Origin of the sequence: Geotalea sp. SG265 (assembly GCF_022808985.1) — a bacterium.
In the GTDB taxonomy this organism is placed as follows: domain Bacteria; phylum Desulfobacterota; class Desulfuromonadia; order Geobacterales; family Geobacteraceae; genus Geotalea.
Window position 1 is genome coordinate 189,961 of sequence record NZ_JAKZFT010000003.1, and the last position, 22,958, is coordinate 212,918.

Consider the following 22,958-nt stretch of genomic DNA (forward strand, 5'->3'; position numbering starts at 1 on the left):
AACAGGACCTACCATGAAAAAAGGGCGATCTCCGGCTGCTTCGGAATCAGCCCCATCTCTGCCGCGTGGCGGTAAAAGGTTTCCAATCCCTTGAGATGCTCGGCCGTCAGATCATAGGAGATGGTCTTCCAGTAATCAACCAACGCGGACGCGCTCATCCATTCCCGCTCCCTGCTATGCAGGGCAATCGATGCATAGGAATCGTAAGCCAGTTTTTTCGCCTTCAGCAGATTATCCCGAAGAACCGCCATGGCTTCATGCTTCGAAGCAGCGGCATCACGCCTGACAATCCATAATGCAAAGACAAACGGCAGGCCGGTAAATTCATACCACTGTTGCCCAAGATCATAAACATGGAAATTATGTTTCGCCAGGGAGGCCTTCAGCGCGGCATCGCCAATAAGAAGTAGTCCCTCATGGGATTGCAGCGCCTCCTTCAACGGCAGCGGCGTTCTTTGGAATTCGTTCTCATAGCCATATTTCTTCTTCAGTATTATCTTCAGGAGATTGACAGAGGTATCGGATTCCGTTGTCAGCCCGATGGTCTTGTTGTGCAGATTTTCGATGGGAATCCGGGAAAAGAGAAAGACGCTTTTGACCGGACCGATGGAACTGATGGATATCTGCGGCATAAGGCAATATTTCTCGAAGGATTTTCCGTATTCTATGGACGATGACGGGCTGATATCCACTTCGCCGTTGGAAAGCATGGCATTGAGTGCAGAAGGCACCTCCCTGACAAAGCGATAGCCACTACAGTCGAAATTCTTTTTCAATGCCGTAAAAATAGGCGTACAGTTGGCATATTCTATTTCCCCGATTCTTATTTCCATCGCGACCTCTTGCATAAAAATAAAAAGGTGAGACAAAGCGTCTCACCTCCAAAAGTTATCCAGGTATGTACAGTTTAGGGATTATCTGCCAGATGATCCTCATAGACATCCGCCGACATCAGCAGATTGAGCTCTTCCGGATCTGCCATATCGACAACGACGAGCCAGCCACTGTCATAGGGATCGTCGTTGATGATCTCCGGCGTATCACGAAGCTCGCCATTAACTTCCTTGACCGTGCCGCTTACCGGCGCATAAAGTTCGGCGACAGTTTTTCTCGCTTCCACCGAACCGAATGAGTCGTCCTGTTCCAGCTCGTCGCCCACATCGGGAAGATCAACCACTGTGATGGAGCCGAGTTCCTGCTGGGCATAATCGGTAATGCCGATGATGCCCCGGTTCCCTTCTACTCGGACCCAGAGGTGTTCCTTGCTGTATTTCAGTTCTTCAGGGCAGTCCATTTAATCACTCCAGAACCATCTTCTCGATAAATCCCGTATCGATGTTTCCTTCGATGAAGTCCTTGTTGGCCATGATGCGCTTATGGAAAGGAATAGTGGTTTTGATACCTTCGATAATGTATTCATCCAGAGCCCGTGCCATACGCCTGATGGCGTCTTCCCTGGTCTCTGCATGAACGATGAGCTTCGCAATCAGCGAATCGTAGTGTGGCAGCACTGAATAATGGTCGTAGACAAAGGAGTCCACACGCACACCGAGCCCGCCCGGGGTGTGATACGAGGTGATCTTGCCGGGGCAGGGGGTAAATCTGACCGGGTCTTCCGCATTGATCCTGCACTCGATGGCATGGCCGTTGATCTTGATATCACTCTGTTTGTAACGGAGCTTATGGCCGGCAGCAGAGCGGATCTGTTCGCGGACGATATCGACACCGGTCACCAATTCCGTGACCGGATGCTCCACCTGAACTCGGGTATTCATCTCCATGAAATAGAAATCGTTATTCTTGTCGACCAGAAACTCCATGGTGCCGACGCTGTTGTAGCCGACCGCCTTTGCCGCCCGGACCGCTGCATCCCCCATGGCCTTCCTCAACTCCGGGGTGCTGACGGTGGAGGGAGCCTCTTCGATGATCTTCTGGTGCCGGCGCTGGATGGAGCAGTCACGCTCCCCCAGATGGATGACGTTGCCGTGCTTGTCGGCCAATATCTGAATTTCCACATGGCGCGGATTTTCGCAGTATTTTTCGATATAGACTTCTGGGTTGCCGAAGCCTGCCTGGGCCTCTGCCCGTGCCGTGGCAAATGCGTTGGGCAAAGCTGCCGGAGAATGAACGATCTTCATCCCCCTGCCACCCCCTCCGGCAGTAGCCTTGATGATTACCGGGAAACCGATATTCTTGGCGATTTTGACCGCCTCGTTGACATCGTTCACCCCTTCTTTGGTGCCGGGGAGTATGGGCACCCCCTCCTTGATGACTGCCTGGCGGGCACTGATCTTGTCCCCCATGAGGCGCATGCTCTCCGAAGAAGGGCCGATGAAGGTTATGCCACATTTTTCGCAAATTTCAGCAAAGGCCGCATTCTCCGAAAGGAATCCATACCCCGGATGAATAGCTTCCGCATCGGTCAACTCGGCAGCACTGATGATGGCATTTATATTGAGGTAACTCTGGATGCTGGGAGCCGGCCCGATGCAGACACTTTCATCGGCAAGCTTCACATGCAGAGATTCGCTATCGGCAGTGGAAAAAACGGCAACTGTCTTGATCCCCAACTCTTTGCAGGCCCTGATGATACGGAGGGCGATTTCGCCGCGGTTGGCGATGAGCACTTTGTGGAACATCAAAGAATCTCCATTATTATTGGCATTTGACGAATTGGATTGTTCCGTAATTACAAGGGTTCCACGATGAAGAGGCACTCTCCGAACTCAACGGGCTGTGCGTTTTCCTTGCAGATCTTGACAATCTTGCAGCGAAACTCCGCCTCGATCTCATTCATGAGCTTCATTGCCTCAACTATGCACAGGACCTGGCCTTTCTCGACAACCTGCCCCACTTCCACGTAGGGAGCGGCATCGGGAGCCGGTGCGCGATAAAAGGTGCCGACTATGGGAGAGACTATCTTCTGCCCTTTCTCTGCAACAGGAGCTGGCGCTGATGACGCCTCTGCGGGCGCTGCTGGAGCTGCTTGCTGAACGGACGGGAACTGGACCGGTGCAACCGGCGGTTGCTGGTAGTGAATTACCTCAGGGGCCGTTCCACGCTTTATCCTGATTTTTTCGTCTGCATTTTCCAGCTCGAATTCAGTAATGTCAGTTTCCGTCACCATTTTGACGAGTACTTTCAAATCCTTTATATCCATTTGCCCTCTTCTCCTTTGCCTTTGATCTGGGGATACCCCACTTATAAAACCTGCAGCGCCTTTGGCACCTTGGTCAGAACATCACACCCATCGGCGGTAACGACAATGGTGTCCTCTATTCTGACACCGCCCCACTCGGGAATATATATCCCCGGCTCGATGGTAAAAACCATCCCTTCTTCCACCACACCGTCATTGCGAAAAGAAACCGTCGGTGGCTCATGGACTTCAAGGCCAACTCCGTGTCCCAAACCATGGCCGAAGTAGCTGCCGTAACCCTCCTTGGCAATGTGATCCCGGGCCATGGCATCGAGAGCGCTGAAGGTCGCACCCGGACGAACAGCAGCCAGAGCCAGATCATGGGCCTCCTTGACTATTGCATAGATCTGTTGCTGACGGGCATCGGGAGTTCCGACCGCAAGGGTAACTGTCTCATCGGAAAAATACCCCTGATAGACGGCTCCGAAATCTATGGTGACCAGCTCACCTGCAGCAAGAACCTTGCTGCTTGCCTTACCGTGGGGTAGCGCCCCCCTGGGACCGGAGGCAACTATGAAATCGAAAGCTTTTTCTTCGGCACCCGCCTGCTTCATGGCGAATTCGAGGGCCAGAGCGATCTCGTGTTCGGTTGCGCCCGGTTTGATCAGGTCCAGTATTCCCAGCAGTGCATTGGATGCAATCGCTGCGCCTGCTGTCAGGATGCCTATCTCCTCTGCATCTTTGACTGCGCGCAGGCCGTCGAGTTCTTTGCCTGCAGGAACAAGCTGCACATCCGGCAATGCCTTGCCAAGTTCGTTATAGAGTGCCACCGTGGTGTGCTCAGCATCGAAGGCGACTCGTCGGGCATTGCTGCCCTTGACAAGTTCGGCAATACTGCCGATCTGACTGCGATACTCGATGACGGTACAGCCGCTGGTTTCTATGGAAGCTTGAGTCGTGTAGCGGGAGTCGGTAAGGAACCATGCTTCTTCGATGCCAAGAACCAGCAGCCCCGAACTGCCGGTGAAACCGGTCAGATACCTGATGGTACTCAGGCCGAAAAAGATAATAAAATCAGCATCTAAACGCTGCAGATGCCTTCGGGCTGAAAAGATTCTGTCTTTTAGCATAATCAAACCCGTATGACAATCTATTTTTTAATGTGATTAAAAATGGCGCGGAGCCCAAGCAGGTAGCTATCAGCGCCGAATCCGCATATCTGCCCAGCGGCCACTGGCGCTATATAGCTTTTTGTTCTGAATTTCTCCCGGCTGTGAATGTTCGACAGGTGCACCTCAACAGCGGGGAGTGCCGTTGCAGCAATGGCGTCACGAATGGCGACGCTGGTATGGGTGTAGGCGGCAGGATTTATGAGAACGCCGTCGAATCTGCTGACGGCGGCCTGTATCCGGTCAACAAGCTCCCCTTCGGAATTCGATTGGAAGCACTCGATTTCGATGCCCAATTCACCGGCAAGCCTGTTCAGCGAGTCATTTATATCATTAAGGGTCAGGCTGCCGTATATTTCCGGCTCCCTGACACCAAGCATATTAAGATTTGGCCCATGCAGAACGAGTATTTTCATGATTTCTCCAAGATTCTTACTGCAGAGCTTCGGCAAGTTTTGGTGCTTCACGGCGAAGGTAGAAGCGCCCTTTGCCGAAGTTGCCCCCCATGGCAATAACCAGAAGGACGAAGTAATCCTCGTTTATGACCCGGGCAACGGCCGTCGAACGCTCCGTGCTTATGGCTACTTCCTGGAGCAGGCCCGATTTCAGGACTTCGGCCGTTCCCTTGACCTCCTTGAGCACCGCCGCATATTCTGCTGTCAATAGCTGCAGGTCGAAAGAGTTTTCCGTTTTGATAAAATCGTCTATGGCGATGCCGTCGTAGCCCATGACGACAGCGCCAACGGCCCCATCAACATTGTCAACCACCGTCTGCAAGATATCCTTGAATGGCATCAACGCCTCCTCTGGATGTTTTCAAGCCATTTTTCCAAGGCGACCAGGGGAGCAGAACCGCCAGAACCTGCTTCCACCTGCTGTGCAAAAACAGCGACGGGAGGCTGTTCCCCCAGTCCTGCAGGCAAATCTTCAACGACTCCTTGCTCCTCTTGCTCCTGGAGAACGATGGATTGCCGGATTTGCGACAACCGCCTTTCATAGTCTTTGTTGTCGGGATCATTCTTGAGCAGCTCCTGGTAAATGGAGAGTGCGGAAGAGAGGAAACCTTGCGATACATACAGCTCGGCAAGAGTAGCGGTCTTGAGAGGATCTTTCCGGTCCGGATCGCTGTCCATACCGGTAGAGAGGCTTAATCCCTGGGCATCGTGCTCTTCGTGAAGATCGACAATTTCATCGGTAAGATCCTCTATAACCTCTGCCTCATCAAGGGACAATTCGTATTCCAAGGCAGTCCCCTGCACACCATCTGCATCCACTTGCAGGGGGATGCCTGCAGACGACTCAGCGGCAACACTTGCAGGTGAATCATTGCCCGATCGGAGCGCATCGAGCAGATACCTGCTTTCCTTATCATCGGGATTGGCCGACAGCACTATCTGCAGGGACTGTTCAGCCGCAGGCTTGTCTCCTGTCTCCAAATAAAGCTGACTCAAAAGTTTTTGTGCCAGGTGATTTTCCGGTGTAGCAGCAATGACTTTTTCCAGGGCTGCCCTGCTCTCTTCTTTCATCCCCTTTTCATAATAGGCGCGCCCAAGGGCCATAAATCCGCCCACATAGCCCGGATGCCTGTCGCATCCTTTCTTGGCGACGGCAATAGCCTCGTCAATCATGCCGAGTTTCCGGTAGAGGTCTGCCAGCGGTGCGAAGCAGAATGAGCTGGGATCTTTAGCGAGGGTTTCTTCGTATTTGCCGATGTCAGCCCAGAAGGAAAGCGTTTCCTGATCCATGGTCAGTCCCCTACTCCACATACTTTCAGTAATCGGCTCACATCTTTGACCTTATCTATGGCAAAGTTACCAATATCCTTGTTGAACACAAAACTGAGCCCCCCATCCTTCATCTTCTTGTCATGGAAGATGGCTGCCAGATACTGATCGGTTTTAAAGGGAGGAAGGTTCGTCGGCAGCTGCAACGCGGCCAACAAACAGCAGATGCTTTTCGTGCATTCAGGAGAAGAAAATCCCATTTCCTCGGAAATTTGGGCCGCCTGAGCCATACCGATGGCAACGGCTTCCCCATGAAGGAACTGCCGATAGTCAGTGAGCGTCTCAACCGCATGGCCGATGGTATGCCCGTAGTTAAGCACTGCCCGCAGCCCACCTTCCCTTTCGTCACGTTCGACAACCGATGCCTTGAGCAGACAGGCGGTTTTCGTGGCCTGCTGCAGACAAGCCTTATCCCGATGAAGCAATTTATCAGCATTGGCCTCCATGAAATGGAAAAACTGTGCATCGAGCACGATACCGTATTTGGCCATTTCGGCTAGACCGCTGATATATTGTCGGTCAGATAAGGTGTCCAGTACGGTGAGGTCCATGAGCACAAGCTTCGGCTGATAGAAGGCACCGATCAGGTTTTTACCCAGGGGATGATTGATGCCGGTCTTCCCACCCACACTGCTGTCCACCTGGGCGAGCAGGGTGGTCGGTACCTGTACAAACGGTATGCCGCGTAGGTACGTGGCAGCTGCGTATCCGGCCATGTCGCCGATCACTCCCCCCCCCAGAGCTACGATAAAGGAGCCGCGATCCAAACCGCCGTCGATAAGCTTGTCGTATATGAAGTTAAGGGTCTCGCTGTTTTTATAGATTTCGCCATCGGGGATTTCAATCCGGCAGACGGAAAAGCCTGCTGAAACAAGTGATTCTTCGACTGGCTGGAGATAATGGGCACCAATGGTCGGATTGGTCACCACCGCCGCTTTACGGCCTAGCTTGTGCTCAAGACATATGGAGCCGAGCCGATTTAGGGTATGGCTTGCAATATATATAGGGTAGCTGCGTTCCCCAAGCCCCACCTGAATGGCATCCATGTCGGAAGAGGTTTTTTTATTCATAATAAAAATGACTCAGAAGTTTTTCAGATATTCCAGATAACCCGCATAATTGCGTTGCATTTCCCCTATGGCATCACCGCCGAACTTTACCATAAAGGCGTCTGCAAGTTCAATGGCCAATACGGATTCTGCAACCACCGATGCTGCAGGAACGGCACAGACATCAGACCGCTCCACAGTGGCTTCAAAGGCTTCCTTGCTGACAATGTCCACAGACCTTAGGGGCTTGTACAGAGTGGGAATAGGCTTCATTGCAGCTCGTACCAGAATATCTTCACCGTTGGTGATCCCCCCTTCGATTCCCCCTGCATTGTTGGTCAAGCGGTAAAAGCCGGTCATATTCCTTTGTGTACTTCGAGCTTTGTCGTAAAAAATCTCGTCATGAACGTTGGAACCTTTCCGGGCAGCAGCCTCGAAACCAAGGCCCAGTTCAACCCCCTTGAAGGCCTGAATGCTCATCATGGCCATGGCAATCCGAGCGTCCAGCTTCCTGTCCCACTGCACATGGCTCCCCAGTCCGGCAGGAACTCCTGAGGCGATAACCTCCACCACCCCGCCGACAGTATCGCCTGCGGCTTTTACTTCGTCTATGAGCTTTTTCATCTCATCTTCTACAGCACGGTCGCTGGTGTACAGATCGGAGTTTGCCACCACTTCACGCAGATCGGCAAGGGGAAGTTCGGATCGCCGAGCCCTGATCCCCCCCAACTCGGCCACATAACCGCATACATCAATCTCAAACTGCTGCAGAAGGGCCTTGGCGACCGAACCGACAGCCACACGAACGGCTGTCTCACGTGCGCTTGAACGCTCCAGGATATTCCTGACGTCACGATGGTCGTACTTCATAGCCCCGGGCAGATCGGCATGACCGGGACGGGAGCGGGTAACGGCAATACTGTCATCCCTGAACCGCTCATGGGGGGACATCTTCTCGTGCCAGTTGGCCCAGTCCTTATTCTTTACACAAAGGGTGACGGGAGAGCCAATGGTTTTGCCCCAGCGGACCCCGGAAAGAATTTCCACCTGGTCCTTTTCGATAGCCATCCTGCCGCCACGGCCATACCCCCCCTGGCGGCGGGCAAGGTCAATATTGATCGATTCTTCTGAAAGGGGAAGTCCGGCAGGCAGCCCCTCGACTATGGCAGTCAATTGGGGACCGTGGGATTCACCTGCGGTAAGATAGCGGAACATAACAATCCTTTACTGTCTTTATTTACTTTAACTGTTGATGCTTTTGCAGCGCCTCGATGGTGAGATTCTTTTTCGTTTCAGCTTCCACAATGTTGCCTGAAATTACATATGCACCTTTTTTGTCCATATAAAACACCATCGGCTGCTTGTTGGCAACAACAATTACCTCGCTTAACACTGATATGCCTTTGACCGGATGCACTCCCTCAATGGAAAAGGACATGGGTAATATTTTTTTCAAGGCAGCGGCGGCAACATCTTTCGATGGTGCAGAACTGCACCCTGACATAAGCAGTACACAAAAGAGAAAAAAGACAAAGATAGACTTCTGAGACATTGAAAGCTCCTCCTGTAAAATCAAAATGGGGCACAGCCATCCGTGCCCCATTTCAAGGTGCTGTACTACATCAGTTTCATCAGATGTTCTTTCTCATGCGTCTGCGGGTCATAAATAGTGCCGCAGAAGCAAAGGTCCAAACAAGAGCAGTCCCGAAATATTTGACCCCATAGATGAGCGGCGTCAGCATTAAGCGTGTAATGGTACGCAGCACTTCATGCTCGCGGATGAAATCGGCGATTGGAGGACTGACCGTATAATAGAATTTGACAAACGCGGTGCCAAGGGAGCTTTTCAGCAGGACGTTATCCCTGAATTTACGCAGCACAACAACGTTTGGATCCAGGTAGCTGCCATAAGCGGCAGTAGCGATGAAGCAGCCGCTCTTACCGCCAGAGCTGGGAGGAGCTGTGGTTGCACCTGTTCCGCCAGCACTGTTGCCGGTAGTATCGGTGGTGCCAATGGCAACCATACTCCGTATGGATAACGCTGAAGTATCCTTATCCAGTAACGCGTCGTTATCCGGCAGAGAAAAGGTAAAGGTATTGCCTGAAACGGTACCGGTAATGGGATTCCACTTACCATTATTGTCTATAGAGTAGAAAACAGGGGCAGCTGGAAAGACACTGCTGTCGAATGTCAGCTTTACGGTTGCTGTTGCAACTCCGGTAATGGTGAACTCTCCTGCAGCGGTAACGGTCAGATCAGCTGGTTTATTGGCAGTAGGGTATTCCGAACTTGACAAAGGAGTCATGGTACCAATTAAGGCATTGGCTGTAGAAGTCTCTACCTTCATTGGCGATCCAGTTCCGGAGAGTGCAAGCTTATATTGTGCGCCATTTGAATCGGTCAGAGTCAGATCACCAGAGGTTGATTTTAAACTGCTTGGAATAAAGGACACATCAAACGATTTGTTTCCACTTGCAGCAACATCAAAAACAGCAGGAAGATTGGTGAAAAATGAGCCGTTGCTGGAGGAGACAGAGGTGATGGTAATAGTTCGCGACGTGCTATTCACAAGCGAAATAGTCTGTTTATCAGTTGCTCCTACGAAAACATTGCCAAATGAAAGCGAAGATATCGTCGCTGCAGCCAGGTTTCGGTAATATAAGGTAGTAGGATTTATGATTGTTGGATCCACCACCGTAAGAATGAATGTTTTGGCAGCAGTGTTCAGGTAAAGTGTGTCCTTGACACTGACAGAAAAAACATAAGGGCCAGGTGTGGCAGGTGTGCCAAAGATCATCCCTGTAAACGGGCTCAGCGACAAACCTGCAGGCAAAGAACCGCCAACAACAGACCATTCGTAGAATCCGCTTCCACCTGTCGCTGCTAATGAAGTAGTGAATTGTGTACCCACTGTAGCATCGTTGGGAAGCTGACCCGAAGCAGTCGCAATGCTCAAGGCATCATTGACATTGATAGAGAAGTTCTGGGTAGTACTGGCGCCGATATTATCTGTAACCCGAACAGTAAAAGTGAATTTGCCTGAGCTTGTTGCTTTGCCGCTAATCACACCAGTGCTTGGATTAATTGGATTAAAACCTGGAGGCAGCTGCCCGGCAACTACCGACCAAGTCAACGGCTGTGTTCCGCCTGTAGCAGCCATCGCTTGGGTATAATCTCCGTTTACGACAGTATCTGCAACACTGGTAGTAGAAATAGATAGTGCTGAATTGACAGGAATTGTCACTTGTTTCGTAGCTGTCTGCAGACCGTCGACTATCTTGATTATAAAAGTATTGTTGCCAGCGGAAGTGGGAGTGCCAGAGAGCACTCCTGTAGTCGCATTTAACGTTAAACCTTGGGGGGGAGTTGTCGCATTGCCATTGAAATCTACTACCGACCATGTCGGTGTGCCAGTAACACCTGTGGCAGTAAACGCCACATTATAGCCTGCAACACCTACGGTCCATGGTCTCAAAGTTGAGAGATTATCGATGCTGATTGTGGTCACATTGATTGTCAGTGTTTTTGTAGCACTTACTACTCCATTTTTGTCGGTTGTCGTAACAGTAAACGTATATGGTCCATTGGCGCTCGGAGCAATGGTACCGCTGATTAATCCGGTGCCGTCAGGAGCAGTCGAAATACCCAGGCCTGGAGGGAGGTTGCCAGATGTTTTGGTCCAGGAACTATAGGGAGTATCGCCGCCACTTCCACGCAGGATGCCGCCTGTGTAAACTGCACCAGCAGCCCCGTCAGGCAGCGATGTGGTCGCTACGGTCAAAGGAATGAACCCGAAGGCACTACCACTGAGGTAAATAACAGCATTACCGCCGTTTGAGTTGAACACAATTTTATAGGTATTTGACGGGTCACCTGACCCAGAAAATGAACCCTGACCGGAGGGGGCGAATCTCAGCGTCATATCCGCGCTCGTTCCGGGGCTGATGGTTACAGGCGTAGAAGTTGTTATGGAGAACGGTAAACCAGGTTCACTGATACTATTGATGGTGAGCAAGGCATTGCCATCATTGCGCAGCTTGATGGTGATGTCTTTATACGGTGTTGTTGCCGCAACATCGACGCTGCCAAAATCCACAGCCCCATTGAGAATAGGCAATCCTGCAGCATCAAGAAGCACCAGCTGTGGTGATGTGGAAAACTCCATCAACTGTGCAAAAATATCAGCATTATTATTCAGGTGGCCGTCCTCCCAGACAACCAGGAACTTTCTGAAAAATACATCACCAAAGACAACTGCTGGTTTCGTCTGGTTGGCGGCAGCAACAGTAATAATGGAGTTACCGCCACTCAAGTTCCCTTGTGGGTCGATGAATTGACCGTAAATATCCATATTGGAGATGTTTGCACTTTGGTTTCGTGCATCCTCCCAAACCACAAGGAAACGTTGGTTTACGTTATCATAGGAGGTAGCGGGTGAACTCTGGTCGCCTACTGCGTTTGATATGTTGATGCCACTGCCGTAAAGGGTGAAACTCGTCAGATCGACCAATTGGCCCTGGATATTTTTGCCTGTTTCTGGTCCGCCATTGTTGTCTTCCCATGCAACAAGCAGGCGGTTGGTGTTCGGGTTGACAGCAAGTGATGGCGCCGTTGCAGCAAAGGTTGCAGTTTCAGTACCATCGGGGGAGCCAAAGCTGTAGTCTTTAACAAGACCGAGTCCGGCATCCCGGCGGAGCTTGATCTTTGGCGCCGCATCTGTCTTGGATTGTGCAAATGTAGGGCTTTTATAAGTACAGGTAGTTGCTGGCGCAGCGTCTTTCGTATAATCCAGCTTCAGCGTCACAGTTTGATTTATGCCGCTCCAGGCGAGGTAGGTTTCACCAGTGCTTGAGTTGAAGGCAAGCTTTGGCTTTGATTCATTGAGCTGAGCTGACCAAGCGAGTGTCAATGAGGAGCCTGAATCAGTTGTCAATCCTTGACTGACAATAGACGAAACAGGTTTGCGGACACCGACAGCGGCTGTCATTGGGTCAACATCGGTTGTTTTAATAAGATTGTTATCGACAAATGGAAGGGGGATGTAATTGACAAGCACGGAGTTGCTGCAGCCTGCCCCCCCAAGGACTGCGGTGTGGTTAGTGTCTAGGTCTGTAATGTCCGTCCAGGCAATGTTGAATTTTTTTGTCACCGGATTATAGATCAGATCCGGGTCAGTCTGGTCTTTATGGACAGTAACCTCGTAGTTGAGGCCACTTTGTGTATAGCTTTTGTTCGCTGTGGTGGTCAGGGTAAGCTTTGTTTCAGAATCCACTGATTTTATTTCATAATAAACGCCGGCGATATTTATCATGTCCCCCGCTTGCACCTGGCTACTTATAAAGGTAGTGCCAGTTCCTGTAATGGTGGCGGTAGGGGTATCTAAACGGTACGAACTATAGGAAAACCCGCTGCCGCTTTGTGGTGCTGGAGCAGGCAAGAAGCCGGTGTAGTTTGAGGTAAGGGTGATTTGTGTCTCTGAATCGACAGTTTTGACACCATATGGAACACCCAGTATGGAGAATATATCGCCAGGTTGAATCCCACTGGTAACGAACGTCGTGCCTGCACCAGTCACCACAGCGGAAGCTGCAGCAACTGAAACGGTACCTCTTTGGACAGGTATGGTTTGAACCCCTGTAACGGCAATGGTACCATTGAAAACAGTACCCACATGATCTGAAATAGGGAAATTTTCTTTACCCAGAGAACCATCTTTTTTGATCAGCTGACCGGCCGTATTGACAAATTGACCATATATCTGGCTATAGCCATTCCGCGAATCACTCCAGATGACCAGGTATTTGCTGTTAGCTTTGATTTTTGGGTCAGGAAAGAAAGCAACCCTCGGCTGGCGCTGATCCCCTGCAGCATCGCTGATAACAAATTCTATATCCAGGGTCATGGGGGGTGTGCTGACCTTACGCAAACTGCTTGTGGTGTTATCAAAACGCAATTGACCGTCTTCGTAGAGGCTCTGCCCGGAGGAGATCCTGCCATAAATATCCGTAGAGCCATCCGAATTCCGATAGTCGGTCCAGACTGTCAGGTATTTGTGATTAATCGTGTCAAAAGCAACGGCCGGCTGCTGCTGATCATTGGAATCCGTGGTGATCTGCTGATCGTTATCCAGCACCTTTGCCGTGGATTTCTTCCCAGTGGATTGGGAAGTGGTAGAACCTCCAGAACAGCCACAAATCACCGCAACTAACAGAACTAGCAATAAAGATGACAAATTATTAAAAATGCGCATAGAGTCTTCTCCCTCGGTGTTACTTCAACATTCGCTAAGACATACTGTTACGCGTATCTATTTAACCCTGTCGGCAAAAGCAACATTTATTGAAACAGGGCCAATCGAACGCCTTGTACCGGTACCTATTTCAATCCCCTCAAAAGTTATAATTGCATAGTATGAGTAAATGGTGCCATCGCATGCATTGATGATATTGTTTTTAAGAATGTAACTTTTTAAAGCATCTTGGGCTATTACGACCGGATATGTAAGGGTTCCTCCTGCTGGGATCTCTTGTCCAATAGATGTATACGGAATCGTTGGGAGAGCAGGAGGGGGGCTAGTAGACGCACCCGGATTGAGGTTAGGTTCAAAACGAACGCTGTAGCTATCAATTCTGACTGGGAGCCCAGAAGCGACACCGGGATATAAATCAGAAGCAAATTCTATATCAACGGAGTCAGTCACAATTGTGCCATTCCCGCTTGTGACTCCTCCAGTTGTGCACGTGTTGCCAGTGATAACATCAGTTTCCAGATTAAGCATTTTAGGAGAGGGTGAAATTCTAACAGTTTTAAACTCAGTTACCCCACCACCCGGCCCCCCCCCGCATGAGGTCAAGGCAGCAGAACAACAAATAACCAAGAGACTCTTCAGTATTGCCTTATTAAACATTTACCCCCCCCTTAACTGACAATCTTAGGTGTTATAAAGATCAAAAGCTCATTTTTCGTCTTATTCTTCGTGTTCGATTTGAAAAGCCAGCCGAGCAGAGGTATATCCTGCAGGAACGGCACTCCCTTGTCGCTTTCGGTGTCGCTGTCCACGTAGATTCCGCCAATGACAGTGGTCTCACCGTTCTTCACAAGCAGTTCCGTTGTGGCTTCTTTCTTGTTGATAGGCGGCGGTGTACCGGCACCGGCGGAATTGTTGGAGGCTTTGATTTTCATACCAATGCTGCCGTCTGAAGTAATATGCGGCGTGACCTCGAGGGTCAAAGCGGCTTCGACGAATTCAGTTTTGGTTCCTTCCGCAGAAGTGGTCTGGTAGGGAATGGACGCACCTTGAGATATCTTGGCCGGCTTGTTGTTGAGAGTTACGACCCGCGGTGTGGACATTATCTTGATCTGATCGGCGGTAACAGCCGCTGAAAGACGCATATCAAGTTGGATATTGCTGGCAAGCTTGCCGAATGACATGCCTACGGCGGCCCCTGGACCTGAAGTGCCCGAAGTAGGCGCCGTGACAACCTGTCCGCCGAAGCCCGTATCGAGTCTGCTGATGCCGGCAACGGATGCCGATCCATCTACGTAATGAATTCCCCATTGAACGCCAAGATCACGGACAAAAGAGGTACTCGCCTCGACAATGCGAGCTTCGATCATTACCTGCTTTTCCGGCGTATCAAGGTTTTTGAGTAGCATTCGCATATCGTCAATGGCAGTTGCAATATCCTTGACGATTACACGATTTGTTCGTACATCGGTACTTACAATGCCCCGCTCGCTTTTGAGCGTACCAAACTGGGTTGCAATATCTGCGACAGCAGCATAATTGACATCGAAAATCTCAGTACGCAACTCCATCCCTCGCTCACGGGCCTTCTTCGCAGCCAGTTCTTCGTCGGACTGGGATTGCATCTTTGCCTTCGGCTTAATCTGAACGATATTCCCTTCCCGGATCATGCCAAGGCCCTTGGTATCGAGAATTACATCCAAAGCCTGATCCCATGGCACATTTACAAGTTTGATACTGATGGTCCCGGTTACATCGTCGGCAATGAGAAAGTTAAGGTTGCTGACTTCTGCTATGAGCTGGAAAATCTTGCGGATATCGGCATCGGAAAATTCCAGGGTGACTTTTCTGCCGGTATAGATCTTTTTTGGTTGTTGCTTGGTCACGACAGATTTGGGAAGTTCCGCAGCGCCTGATCCATTTGAGGGTGCCGCAAGCAATTCATCCTCTATTTTAGGAGCAGGCGCCGCCTTGTCCTTGGCAGGACCGGATATGACAGCAGGGACAATGGGATTTTTCACTTCGAAGACATATGTACGCCCTTCCATACGGTCGGAGTAGGCACTCTTGCTCCGAAGCTTAACCAGCACTCTGGCATTGATCCCACCGGCAACCTTTACCTGGTAGGGCGTTACGCTAAGAACGGAACTGGCAAACGCCTTTGTATCCAGTGTCCGTTGGAGTTTTCTGGGGAGCTCGCAGTTTTTAAAGCTGAGGAGGATTCCTTTCGAGGTTTCGGCGGGCTTATCGACAGTGCAGGCACCTGCTGTTTTTATTTCTACCCGTGAGAAGCCGTCAATGAGCTTAAAATCGATGGATTCGACGGTACCCTTTTCAGCTCCACTCCTTTTGTTTTCTGAAGCCACTTTCGGAGATTCTGATGCAGCCGGTTGTTTATGAGCTGCCGGTTCTCCGGCCACTTCAGAAAAAATGATGCTCACCCCGGAGTCTGACTTGTCAATGCGATATGCAGGCACTTTATCCTTGGCCGCATCGAATACAATCCGCACTTTACCGGGAGAGGTCCCGACCCTGGCTTTTGCGATTCCGAACCTATTTATGGAAATGGGGTTGGACTTCACTTCATTTTTGATCTCAAACAGGTCCATCACCAAACGGCCTGGTTTATCGAGTTTGAAGGAAGTGAATGTAACAGGGCTACCGGCAACGGTCAAATCTATCCTGTCATCAAGTACATTAATGGCACTCAGTACCTTCAATGCATTGGAAGTTGGCTTGTCTTGAGTTGCAGTATTCCCATCGCCCTTAGCCCCTTTGTCCCCCTCTGTATCAGCAGTATTTCTTGCAGTATCCTCTTTTGGTTCACCTGTAGCACCTTCAGCAGTTGGTGTTTGATCAGGTGCCACATTCACAAGTGCTTTTGCAGCACCGGCTGTTTTCTCCGGTTCAGAAACAGCCGGCTGGTCTTCTTCAGCCTTTGCGTTCTTTTCCTCAGCCTGTCTTGAAGCAAGCGCAACGTGAAGCTTTCCCTTGTCATTTGCATCCGTTCTGACAGAAAAATCTGCATCATGTCTCAGATCTATTTCGACTCTGCTGAGGAAACCACTGCCGAAATCCTGACGTGTTACACGAATGCTCTTGATACTCCCGGTTTCTGAGGTTACAGGTTTAATCTGTCCTGGTTCCGTTTGGGCTAGATCGATGAATATCTTAGGTGGGTCATTCGTCTTATAGGAGGTATAAGTCAAAGGCTTGTTGGTAACTATTTCCGCTTGGGATCCATTTTGTTTGATGGTTATTCCTTGAATGACAGCAGAAGAGTTGGCTTCATATTGTTCAACATCTTTTGCTGCAACCATTTTCTTGGCACAGCCAGATAAAGCCATTAAAAAAATAAGTATAAGGGCATGGCAAATGATTCGAAATGAACTCATTTTCATCGGGAGGTCTCCTTACTTTTCTTGGCCAATGGCAGTACTATTTTTCTATTCTTTATTCGTTTTTTCCCATCCTCGTATGATTCAGTCACTTCCAAGGAGGAGGCGGTAATTTTTGTAATACGCCCACCGTTATCACCAATGAGCATACCTGTTTTAACGACATATCCCTTGCCTGCAGGGTCAATGAGCAAAGCTTTGTTTTCTCTTAATCCTGTAATTATGCCAGTTACGACAAATCTACTTACTTCATAGCTCTGTATGGGGAGAGCATCGACAATTTTACGCTTTACAGGCAGCGGCGTTTTGGCTGCAGTCGCCTCCTGGGGGGCAATTAATGGCTTAAACGGATCTTTTTTACCGGCAAAACTAAATGGCACAGGTGCCTGTCCCGCTCTTGCGCTGGAAACAGGTTTTTGCACGGCAGCATTCTGTTTTGGCGCAACTTTGGGCTGAGCAGGCGCAGGAGCAGGAGGTGATGAAGGCACTTCATCCGTCTTTTTGCATCCACTGGCGGCATAAATGATCAGAAGACCGAGTACAAATGCCAGGATCAGTTTACTTGGGCTTTTTCTCATCCTTTATCTCTTTCTTATCAAGAAAACGGAATGTTGTTGCAAGACAGTTGACTTTGAGTGTCGTGGTGCCGTTGGCAGTTTTTATATCGGCAAAATTCACATTGGAAATATTTACTATACGCGGAAGAGCGGAAACTGCCTTAAAGAAATCCGCAACTTTGTAAAAAGTACCCGAAACCGAAATATCCACAGGGACGGCAGCGTAGAAATCCTTCGGCTCTTCTGGTTTCGGTTTAAAAAGGAGGAACTCCAGCCCTGCACTTTTACCCGCATTGGATATACTCGCCAAGAGAGAAGGAATCTCCTTCTGGTTGGGCAATTCCGTCAAGGCAACTTTTAATTCGTTCTGCAATTGTTCATATTCCTGCTTATATTTCGGGAGGTTGTTCGCAAGCTTCTGAGCATCGGAAGCCTGCTTGTGCAAATCCTCAAGATTTGCCTGCAAGCCCTTCAATTCCTTAAGTTTCGGCTGATAGAGACCGAAAAAAAATCCAGCTCCAATCAAGGCGATAATGAGGAATAGAAGCGCAAGCTTTTGCTTGGTCGGAAGCTTCAATAGCTTTTCAATTTGGGGGTCCATGAAAACCTCGGGAAGAATCAATCTCTGCCTTTATTTTTTCACCGATTTATCCGGCTCGGGAGGAGCAAAGGCTGTGAGCTTAAAGGTTATGTCAAACCTCTTTGCCTTGGTTTTGTTAATTTCCGTCTGCTCCGAAACCTGGAGTTCCACATTGGAGAAATCGGGAATGGCCTGCAGATTTTTCATGAAAGCAGCGATGTCATCTTCGCTGAAAGCGACGCCGGAGATAGATATGACACCGTTAGCTTCTGTGTATTTGGTGAGCCACAACTTGTCGGGCACGGCATTGCTCAGCAAAGCGAGTCTGCTGACAGGACCGGTTTTCTCTTTTCTCAATCGGCTCAGGATATCCAGTTTCTTCTTAACCTCAGCCTGAAGCTTTTTAATATTGTCTATCTCTCCTATTTTTGTCTTCAGCTGCTGGATTTCCTGTTCTGTTTTGGCAATGTCTTCCTTGGTAGTTGAAATTTTGGAAATCGCCATGGAATATAAAAGGATACAGACAACGATTGTACCGACCACGGTAATGACAAGTATTGAAATTTGCTGTCTGGTGGTTTCCTTCTTTTTGGCTGCTCTGACTGGTAATAAATTAATCTTTATCATTTATCCCCGAGCCTCCTTGTAGCCAGTCCCATAGCAACAGTTACAAGAGGACCTATTTCTTTCAAATAATCTGGATCGAACTCTTTTTCGTCAAACCGCACCTTTGAGAACGGGTTAAGTATTTCAGCAGGAATTCCCAGTTTTTGACTGACTGTTTCTGGTAGCATTGCAGACTTGGCTCCACCGCCACTCAGATATACTTTGCCGATTTTACCTTCTCCGGCAGTTGAGTTGTAAAAATCAAGTGACCGCCGCATTTCAATGGCAAGCGTGTCATTTGCACGGGCTAGGATGTCTTTCAACCTGTCGCTATCAGCTGCTGATTCTGATATTTTGATCCTTTCTGCTTCCTCATTATTAACACCAAAATGCTTTTGTATCTCTTCGTTGTATAAAGAACCGCCAAGCTGGACGTCGCGTGTGAACAACGAAATTCCATCCTTAACAATATTCATATTCATAACACTGGCACCAATGTTGACCAGTGCAATTACTTCATCGGGATCGGGATTGTAATTCAACTCGAAGGCATTCTGAACAGCAAAAGAATCAACATCTACAACTGTCAGCTTCAACCCTGCTTCAGTGAAAACGGCCAGATAATCATTGATGATATCTTTTTTGCTTGCCACTAAAAGCACATTCATCTTTGAGGAGTCGATATCATCAGGAGCTATAATCTGGAAATCAATATTCACATCATTTATATCGAAAGGAATGTACTGTTCTGCCTCCCAATGTATCTGCTCTTCCAGTTCTTCGGTCGGCATTACCGGCAAGGATATTTTCCGAATAATGACCGAATTACCCGAGATTGAACATGCAGCTTCTTTTGCGGTGATCTTGAGACTGTCAATTAAGGTTTTAACCCCTTCAACCACTGATGCGCTGTCCATGAGCGTATTGTCGACAATAGCTTCGGCAGGTAGAGGGACCAGCCCCACATTCTGCAGCTGATACGTACCTTTCTGGGATTTAAGCTGTATCAGCTTGATTGAACTGGAACCAATATCAATGCCGACGATATCTTTTTTTCGGGTAAAAAACATTGTCAGTCCACCCTCACCGTTATTCTTGAAATACCTTATCTTTGTCCGATAAGGAAAACCCCAAAGCCAATATTATCTTTCTCTTGGTTTCCATGCGGCAGTCTTCACCACGTTCTATACGATCTATGGTAACAGGAGAAACTCCCGCCAATCTGGCCAGTTCAGCCTTGCTCATCAACCGCTGTTCTCGGATTTTTCTGACATTATTCTTTACAGGCATTTCCTTTTCCCAATTCCCGCGAATTTTAAAAGGAAAATAGCACAATGAAAAGGAATGTCAATGAATTAATGTTTTTTGTAACAAAATAAACTAAATTATACATAATTATGTAATATGTAGGTCATGAGATAAAAAAAACGGGCTGCCTTTATGATATTTCGGCAACCCGGCTGTCTACTTGAGACCCTGTAGGCTTTCCGCCCCATTCTCGCGAATGGTTTAGTATTATCGTTTATCTTGGTAACTTTTATGTCTGGGAAAATGGATTTAAGACAGCAATAAGTGTTCCCTTACGAGCATAAGATAAATACCATATTAATATCAGGAAGATATGGAATCTCGAAGAAGGTTGCGATACTGCAAATAACATTTATTGTCAATGCTATGTCGGCAAATGGCGCTAATAGGCATACAACACGGACAAAGCAGCCTTTTCCCTGGGATTTACAGCCGCTTCACCTTGTACCTCTATGGAATACAAATTGGGAGTTCTCGGGGTCTGGGTGCTATTGCTTGTACCAGCCACTCCAATACCGGCATCTAAATAATCTATGCCGGTTGCATCAATCAAACCGATGCCAGGTACTGTATCAATGATCTTCGTATAAACTTTAAACTTATTTCCAGAAGTACCATCAAGACTAAAGGTCAAATCAGGGCTGTCCTTCGGGTCCACGGTCTTGGAAATAGTAGCAGGCCATGCTGAAGTTGCCATTGTCAGTTTTGTCTTAAGGGGGTCATTTGGGGCAAAGGTAAGTCCAAGGGAAGTACCGAAATCTGACTGCAGTGCCAGCTTTCCTGCAGAGTAGTTATTAAAGAGCCTGGGAATAATAGATTTGGTGATAAAGTCTGTACCGCCATAGGAAGCCTCAAGCGCATTTCTGTAGCGCTTCTGAGCAGCAGACATTCTCGTTCCTGCCAATACATAATAGAGTAGTGTCATGATCATGCCAAGGCAGATCAGAGTGAACATCAAGGCCGTAATTAAAGCAACACCTTTTTCATTTCTCACTATATTCATACAGTCACCACCGTATTATTGAAGCAGATTTTTCGGTCTGATTACAATGGTATACACTTTCCATCGATAATTTTTATAATCTGCCCCTATTCGGTCCTTCAGGTTGAATACCCTCCCCTGCAGGACTCCACCGAATCGTTCACCCACTTCTACAGTTTCTGATGGATATGTGTAAAGGCGATCCTTTTTTCCCTCTTGTGCCAGAATATACACCCGAATCTCCTTTAATTCCGTTCGAATACGGTTGGCATCGTATCCGCTGAGGGATGTGGTATGGTAATTAGGGTCAGCGTAATTTATTCCATTCCCTGATGCATCAATACCAAACACTACCTGCATATCGGCTACGCAGTCTAGGAGCGGCATTCCTGGTGCGAGTTTTCCTGCCGAAGTACCTCCCTGAATAACAGTAGATTTATAGAGTATGCCAGTATTATCGGCACAGCTTTTCGGCATTGCAGAAGAAGGCCTGGCAACATAATAGTCGGCCCGATTGAAAGGAAAGCTAAGTGCATCACTACTGTCATTAATCCCGTAGATTTCAAAGGTATCACCGTTCTGGGGGTTTGCTGGAGATGAAAAATTAGAAAAGGTTCCTGAAAAGGCGGCTGTGCTAGTGGAAGAAGAAACTAACTGCCGCGTAATAGGCGTAGTATTTAGAGAGTTCTTGACGATTATTACGCGATCGGTGGTATTGAAATCTAGAGCAGCACTCCCCCAGATCTTTCTCGTTCTTGCACCGTATTGGTCAAAGGAGACAGTAGTCCATTTTCTACAGGTGTCATTTGCTGCAGCTAAGCTTGATTTAATAACCAGGTATTTTGAACCGGCGCTTCCATCCCAGTTGAAGGTGGAGTCATCGGAGACAATTGCACGAGGTGCACTGGTGGGTGCATCATTGTATGTGCCCGCATTTTTCCCTGTGGGTCTGATAGTGGCAGTTAACAGATTATCTCCATCCGCTTCAGTATAATTAATAGCAGGAATAAAACTCCATGGCAGCCCGAATCCAGCCTGTTCCAGGTCAGCCCTCAGGACCTCCAGCCCCACTATTCCTTCTATCTGGGTTTCAGCTGATTTTGATTGATTTGATGACTGGTACACTATTTTTTCAAATGCGTTTGCGGTAATAATTATAACAGTCATAAATATTGCCATGACTATTATAAGCTCAGTCAGTGTATATCCGTGATTATCAAGACGTAGCATGTATTACCTCGACTCTGCCACTTGATTAGTTTGGGATTTTTGAAACTGGAGCTGATAGTCTGTTATCATAAGTAACTCCCTTATACGTCCATCTCACGATGACATTAAGCCGTTTGGTCAGGGGTTTTCCGTAGCTGTCAGTTGAAATATCAGATGAGTTTGTCTCAACCATAAGTTTTTTGTTGATGCCACGTATCTTACTTGCAGTAGAGATTACCAGATAAGAAGGAATATTATCAAAGCCTCTCCCTTTTAGCTCATTCAGATATTTTTCACCGACATAGACTGCTTCGTCACGGAGGTGGTTCTTCAGGTTATATTCCGTGGCCACGTTTATGGACTGTAATAACCCCAAGAGTCCTACCATCATAATGATGATGGCAATCATGACCTCAATGAGAGTGAAACCATTGTCATTGTTGAGTGATGTTGCCAGCACTGCAAGCCCCTCCTGTCCTTTTCCCCAGGTTTAGCCTGGCTTGTGAAACAACAATACTGTCTACAACTGCTGAATTGACGACAGACGTATCACCGGTTGGGACAATACATAGTGAACCCTGGGTGCCATTGGTAAGCCCCTGGGCATCAAAAGTAAGAAGCGTACCATTATTCCATGTAATTTTATATGGCAAGTCTTTCACACTAATTGGTGCCACAGACACAGACGTATCATCAGTTGCATATATCTTCAATTGATAATCTGTGATGACGACGCTACGGGGGGTTTTGGTATAGAGTGCCTGCAGGCGGACCTCCATAAGGTCGGCATGTATCTTTTTGATCTGGTTTTCAATACCGGATTTGAGGTTCATCTCCCTCCAGTTAAGGGTTGCAATGGCCAGCAACGTTGCCATTATGGCAATGACGACTACCAGTTCCACCAATGAGAAGCCGCGTTGACTTGTCAT

23 protein-coding genes and 1 riboswitch are annotated in these 22,958 nt (G+C 48.5%); all 23 genes read right to left on the reverse strand.

From position 1 onward, the window contains the following. Nucleotides 1-8 precede the first annotated feature (8 nt). The gene (locus ML541_RS05155) at nucleotides 9-833 is read right to left on the reverse strand and encodes a menaquinone biosynthesis protein (protein ID WP_243371389.1); all 825 of its coding nucleotides are present in this window, start codon (nucleotides 831-833) and stop codon (nucleotides 9-11) included. Nucleotides 834-907: 74 nt separating this feature from the next. Continuing rightward, on the reverse strand, nucleotides 908-1,294 hold the full coding sequence (gcvH, locus tag ML541_RS05160) for a glycine cleavage system protein GcvH (RefSeq protein WP_243371391.1): 387 nt from the start codon (nucleotides 1,292-1,294) through the stop codon (nucleotides 908-910). Between the two features lie 4 nt (nucleotides 1,295-1,298). Then, the gene (gene accC, locus ML541_RS05165; protein WP_243371393.1) at nucleotides 1,299-2,639 is read right to left on the reverse strand and encodes an acetyl-CoA carboxylase biotin carboxylase subunit; all 1,341 of its coding nucleotides are present in this window, start codon (nucleotides 2,637-2,639) and stop codon (nucleotides 1,299-1,301) included. Nucleotides 2,640-2,689: 50 nt separating this feature from the next. Beyond that, nucleotides 2,690-3,160, reverse strand: a complete 471-nt coding sequence (gene accB, locus ML541_RS05170) for an acetyl-CoA carboxylase biotin carboxyl carrier protein (protein ID WP_243371395.1) — start codon at nucleotides 3,158-3,160, stop codon at nucleotides 2,690-2,692. A 41-nt stretch (nucleotides 3,161-3,201) separates the two neighbouring features. After that, nucleotides 3,202-4,269: a Xaa-Pro peptidase family protein gene (locus ML541_RS05175; RefSeq protein WP_243371397.1), complete on the reverse strand. Its 1,068-nt coding sequence runs from the start codon at nucleotides 4,267-4,269 to the stop codon at nucleotides 3,202-3,204. A 20-nt stretch (nucleotides 4,270-4,289) separates the two neighbouring features. After that, nucleotides 4,290-4,724, reverse strand: coding sequence for a type II 3-dehydroquinate dehydratase (gene aroQ, locus ML541_RS05180; protein ID WP_243371399.1), 435 nt, complete (start codon nucleotides 4,722-4,724; stop codon nucleotides 4,290-4,292). 16 nt (nucleotides 4,725-4,740) lie between these two features. Beyond that, complete coding sequence (locus tag ML541_RS05185; protein WP_243371401.1) at nucleotides 4,741-5,103, reverse strand: roadblock/LC7 domain-containing protein; 363 nt, start codon at nucleotides 5,101-5,103, stop codon at nucleotides 4,741-4,743. Next, entirely contained in the window at nucleotides 5,103-6,053 is a 951-nt protein-coding gene (locus ML541_RS05190; RefSeq protein ID WP_243371403.1) for a tetratricopeptide repeat protein, read from the reverse strand. Before ML541_RS05190 ends, ML541_RS05185 begins: the two co-directional genes overlap by 1 nt. Nucleotides 6,054-6,055: 2 nt before the next feature. After that, nucleotides 6,056-7,138, reverse strand: a complete 1,083-nt coding sequence (gene aroB / locus ML541_RS05195; RefSeq protein WP_243371630.1) for a 3-dehydroquinate synthase — start codon at nucleotides 7,136-7,138, stop codon at nucleotides 6,056-6,058. Nucleotides 7,139-7,174: 36 nt separating this feature from the next. Further along, nucleotides 7,175-8,356: a chorismate synthase gene (aroC, locus tag ML541_RS05200; RefSeq protein WP_243371405.1), complete on the reverse strand. Its 1,182-nt coding sequence runs from the start codon at nucleotides 8,354-8,356 to the stop codon at nucleotides 7,175-7,177. A 22-nt stretch (nucleotides 8,357-8,378) separates the two neighbouring features. Then, nucleotides 8,379-8,693 (reverse strand): disulfide isomerase DsbC N-terminal domain-containing protein, encoded by a 315-nt coding sequence (locus ML541_RS05205; RefSeq protein WP_243371406.1) that lies wholly within the window; start codon nucleotides 8,691-8,693, stop codon nucleotides 8,379-8,381. Between the two features lie 79 nt (nucleotides 8,694-8,772). Beyond that, nucleotides 8,773-13,392, reverse strand: a complete 4,620-nt coding sequence (locus ML541_RS05210) for a CFI-box-CTERM domain-containing protein (RefSeq protein ID WP_243371407.1) — start codon at nucleotides 13,390-13,392, stop codon at nucleotides 8,773-8,775. 57 nt (nucleotides 13,393-13,449) lie between these two features. Continuing rightward, complete coding sequence (locus ML541_RS05215; RefSeq protein ID WP_243371408.1) at nucleotides 13,450-14,049, reverse strand: hypothetical protein; 600 nt, start codon at nucleotides 14,047-14,049, stop codon at nucleotides 13,450-13,452. A gap of 11 nt (nucleotides 14,050-14,060) precedes the next feature. Beyond that, entirely contained in the window at nucleotides 14,061-16,790 is a 2,730-nt protein-coding gene (locus ML541_RS05220; RefSeq protein WP_243371409.1) for a type IV pilus secretin PilQ, read from the reverse strand. Continuing rightward, complete coding sequence (locus tag ML541_RS05225; protein WP_243371410.1) at nucleotides 16,787-17,365, reverse strand: pilus assembly protein PilP; 579 nt, start codon at nucleotides 17,363-17,365, stop codon at nucleotides 16,787-16,789. The genes ML541_RS05220 and ML541_RS05225 overlap by 4 nt, the downstream gene beginning before the upstream one ends. Next, nucleotides 17,346-17,945 (reverse strand): type 4a pilus biogenesis protein PilO, encoded by a 600-nt coding sequence (locus tag ML541_RS05230; RefSeq protein ID WP_243371411.1) that lies wholly within the window; start codon nucleotides 17,943-17,945, stop codon nucleotides 17,346-17,348. The genes ML541_RS05225 and ML541_RS05230 overlap by 20 nt, the downstream gene beginning before the upstream one ends. Before the next feature lie 30 nt (nucleotides 17,946-17,975). Then, a complete protein-coding gene (locus ML541_RS05235; protein WP_243371412.1) occupies nucleotides 17,976-18,551 on the reverse strand; it encodes a PilN domain-containing protein in 576 nt (191 codons plus the stop codon). After that, the gene (pilM, locus tag ML541_RS05240) at nucleotides 18,548-19,600 is read right to left on the reverse strand and encodes a type IV pilus assembly protein PilM (protein WP_243371414.1); all 1,053 of its coding nucleotides are present in this window, start codon (nucleotides 19,598-19,600) and stop codon (nucleotides 18,548-18,550) included. Before pilM ends, ML541_RS05235 begins: the two co-directional genes overlap by 4 nt. A gap of 19 nt (nucleotides 19,601-19,619) precedes the next feature. After that, a complete protein-coding gene (locus ML541_RS05245) occupies nucleotides 19,620-19,820 on the reverse strand; it encodes a helix-turn-helix transcriptional regulator (protein ID WP_243371416.1) in 201 nt (66 codons plus the stop codon). 157 nt (nucleotides 19,821-19,977) lie between these two features. Then, a riboswitch (cyclic di-GMP riboswitch) is annotated at nucleotides 19,978-20,054 on the reverse strand. A 166-nt stretch (nucleotides 20,055-20,220) separates the two neighbouring features. Then, nucleotides 20,221-20,841: a pilus assembly protein PilX gene (locus ML541_RS05250; protein WP_243371418.1), complete on the reverse strand. Its 621-nt coding sequence runs from the start codon at nucleotides 20,839-20,841 to the stop codon at nucleotides 20,221-20,223. Nucleotides 20,842-20,856: 15 nt separating this feature from the next. After that, the gene (locus ML541_RS05255) at nucleotides 20,857-22,050 is read right to left on the reverse strand and encodes a prepilin-type N-terminal cleavage/methylation domain-containing protein (protein ID WP_243371420.1); all 1,194 of its coding nucleotides are present in this window, start codon (nucleotides 22,048-22,050) and stop codon (nucleotides 20,857-20,859) included. A 25-nt stretch (nucleotides 22,051-22,075) separates the two neighbouring features. Then, nucleotides 22,076-22,489: a type II secretion system protein gene (locus ML541_RS05260; RefSeq protein WP_243371422.1), complete on the reverse strand. Its 414-nt coding sequence runs from the start codon at nucleotides 22,487-22,489 to the stop codon at nucleotides 22,076-22,078. Continuing rightward, nucleotides 22,464-22,958, reverse strand: coding sequence for a prepilin-type N-terminal cleavage/methylation domain-containing protein (locus ML541_RS05265; RefSeq protein WP_243371423.1), 495 nt, complete (start codon nucleotides 22,956-22,958; stop codon nucleotides 22,464-22,466). The genes ML541_RS05260 and ML541_RS05265 overlap by 26 nt, the downstream gene beginning before the upstream one ends.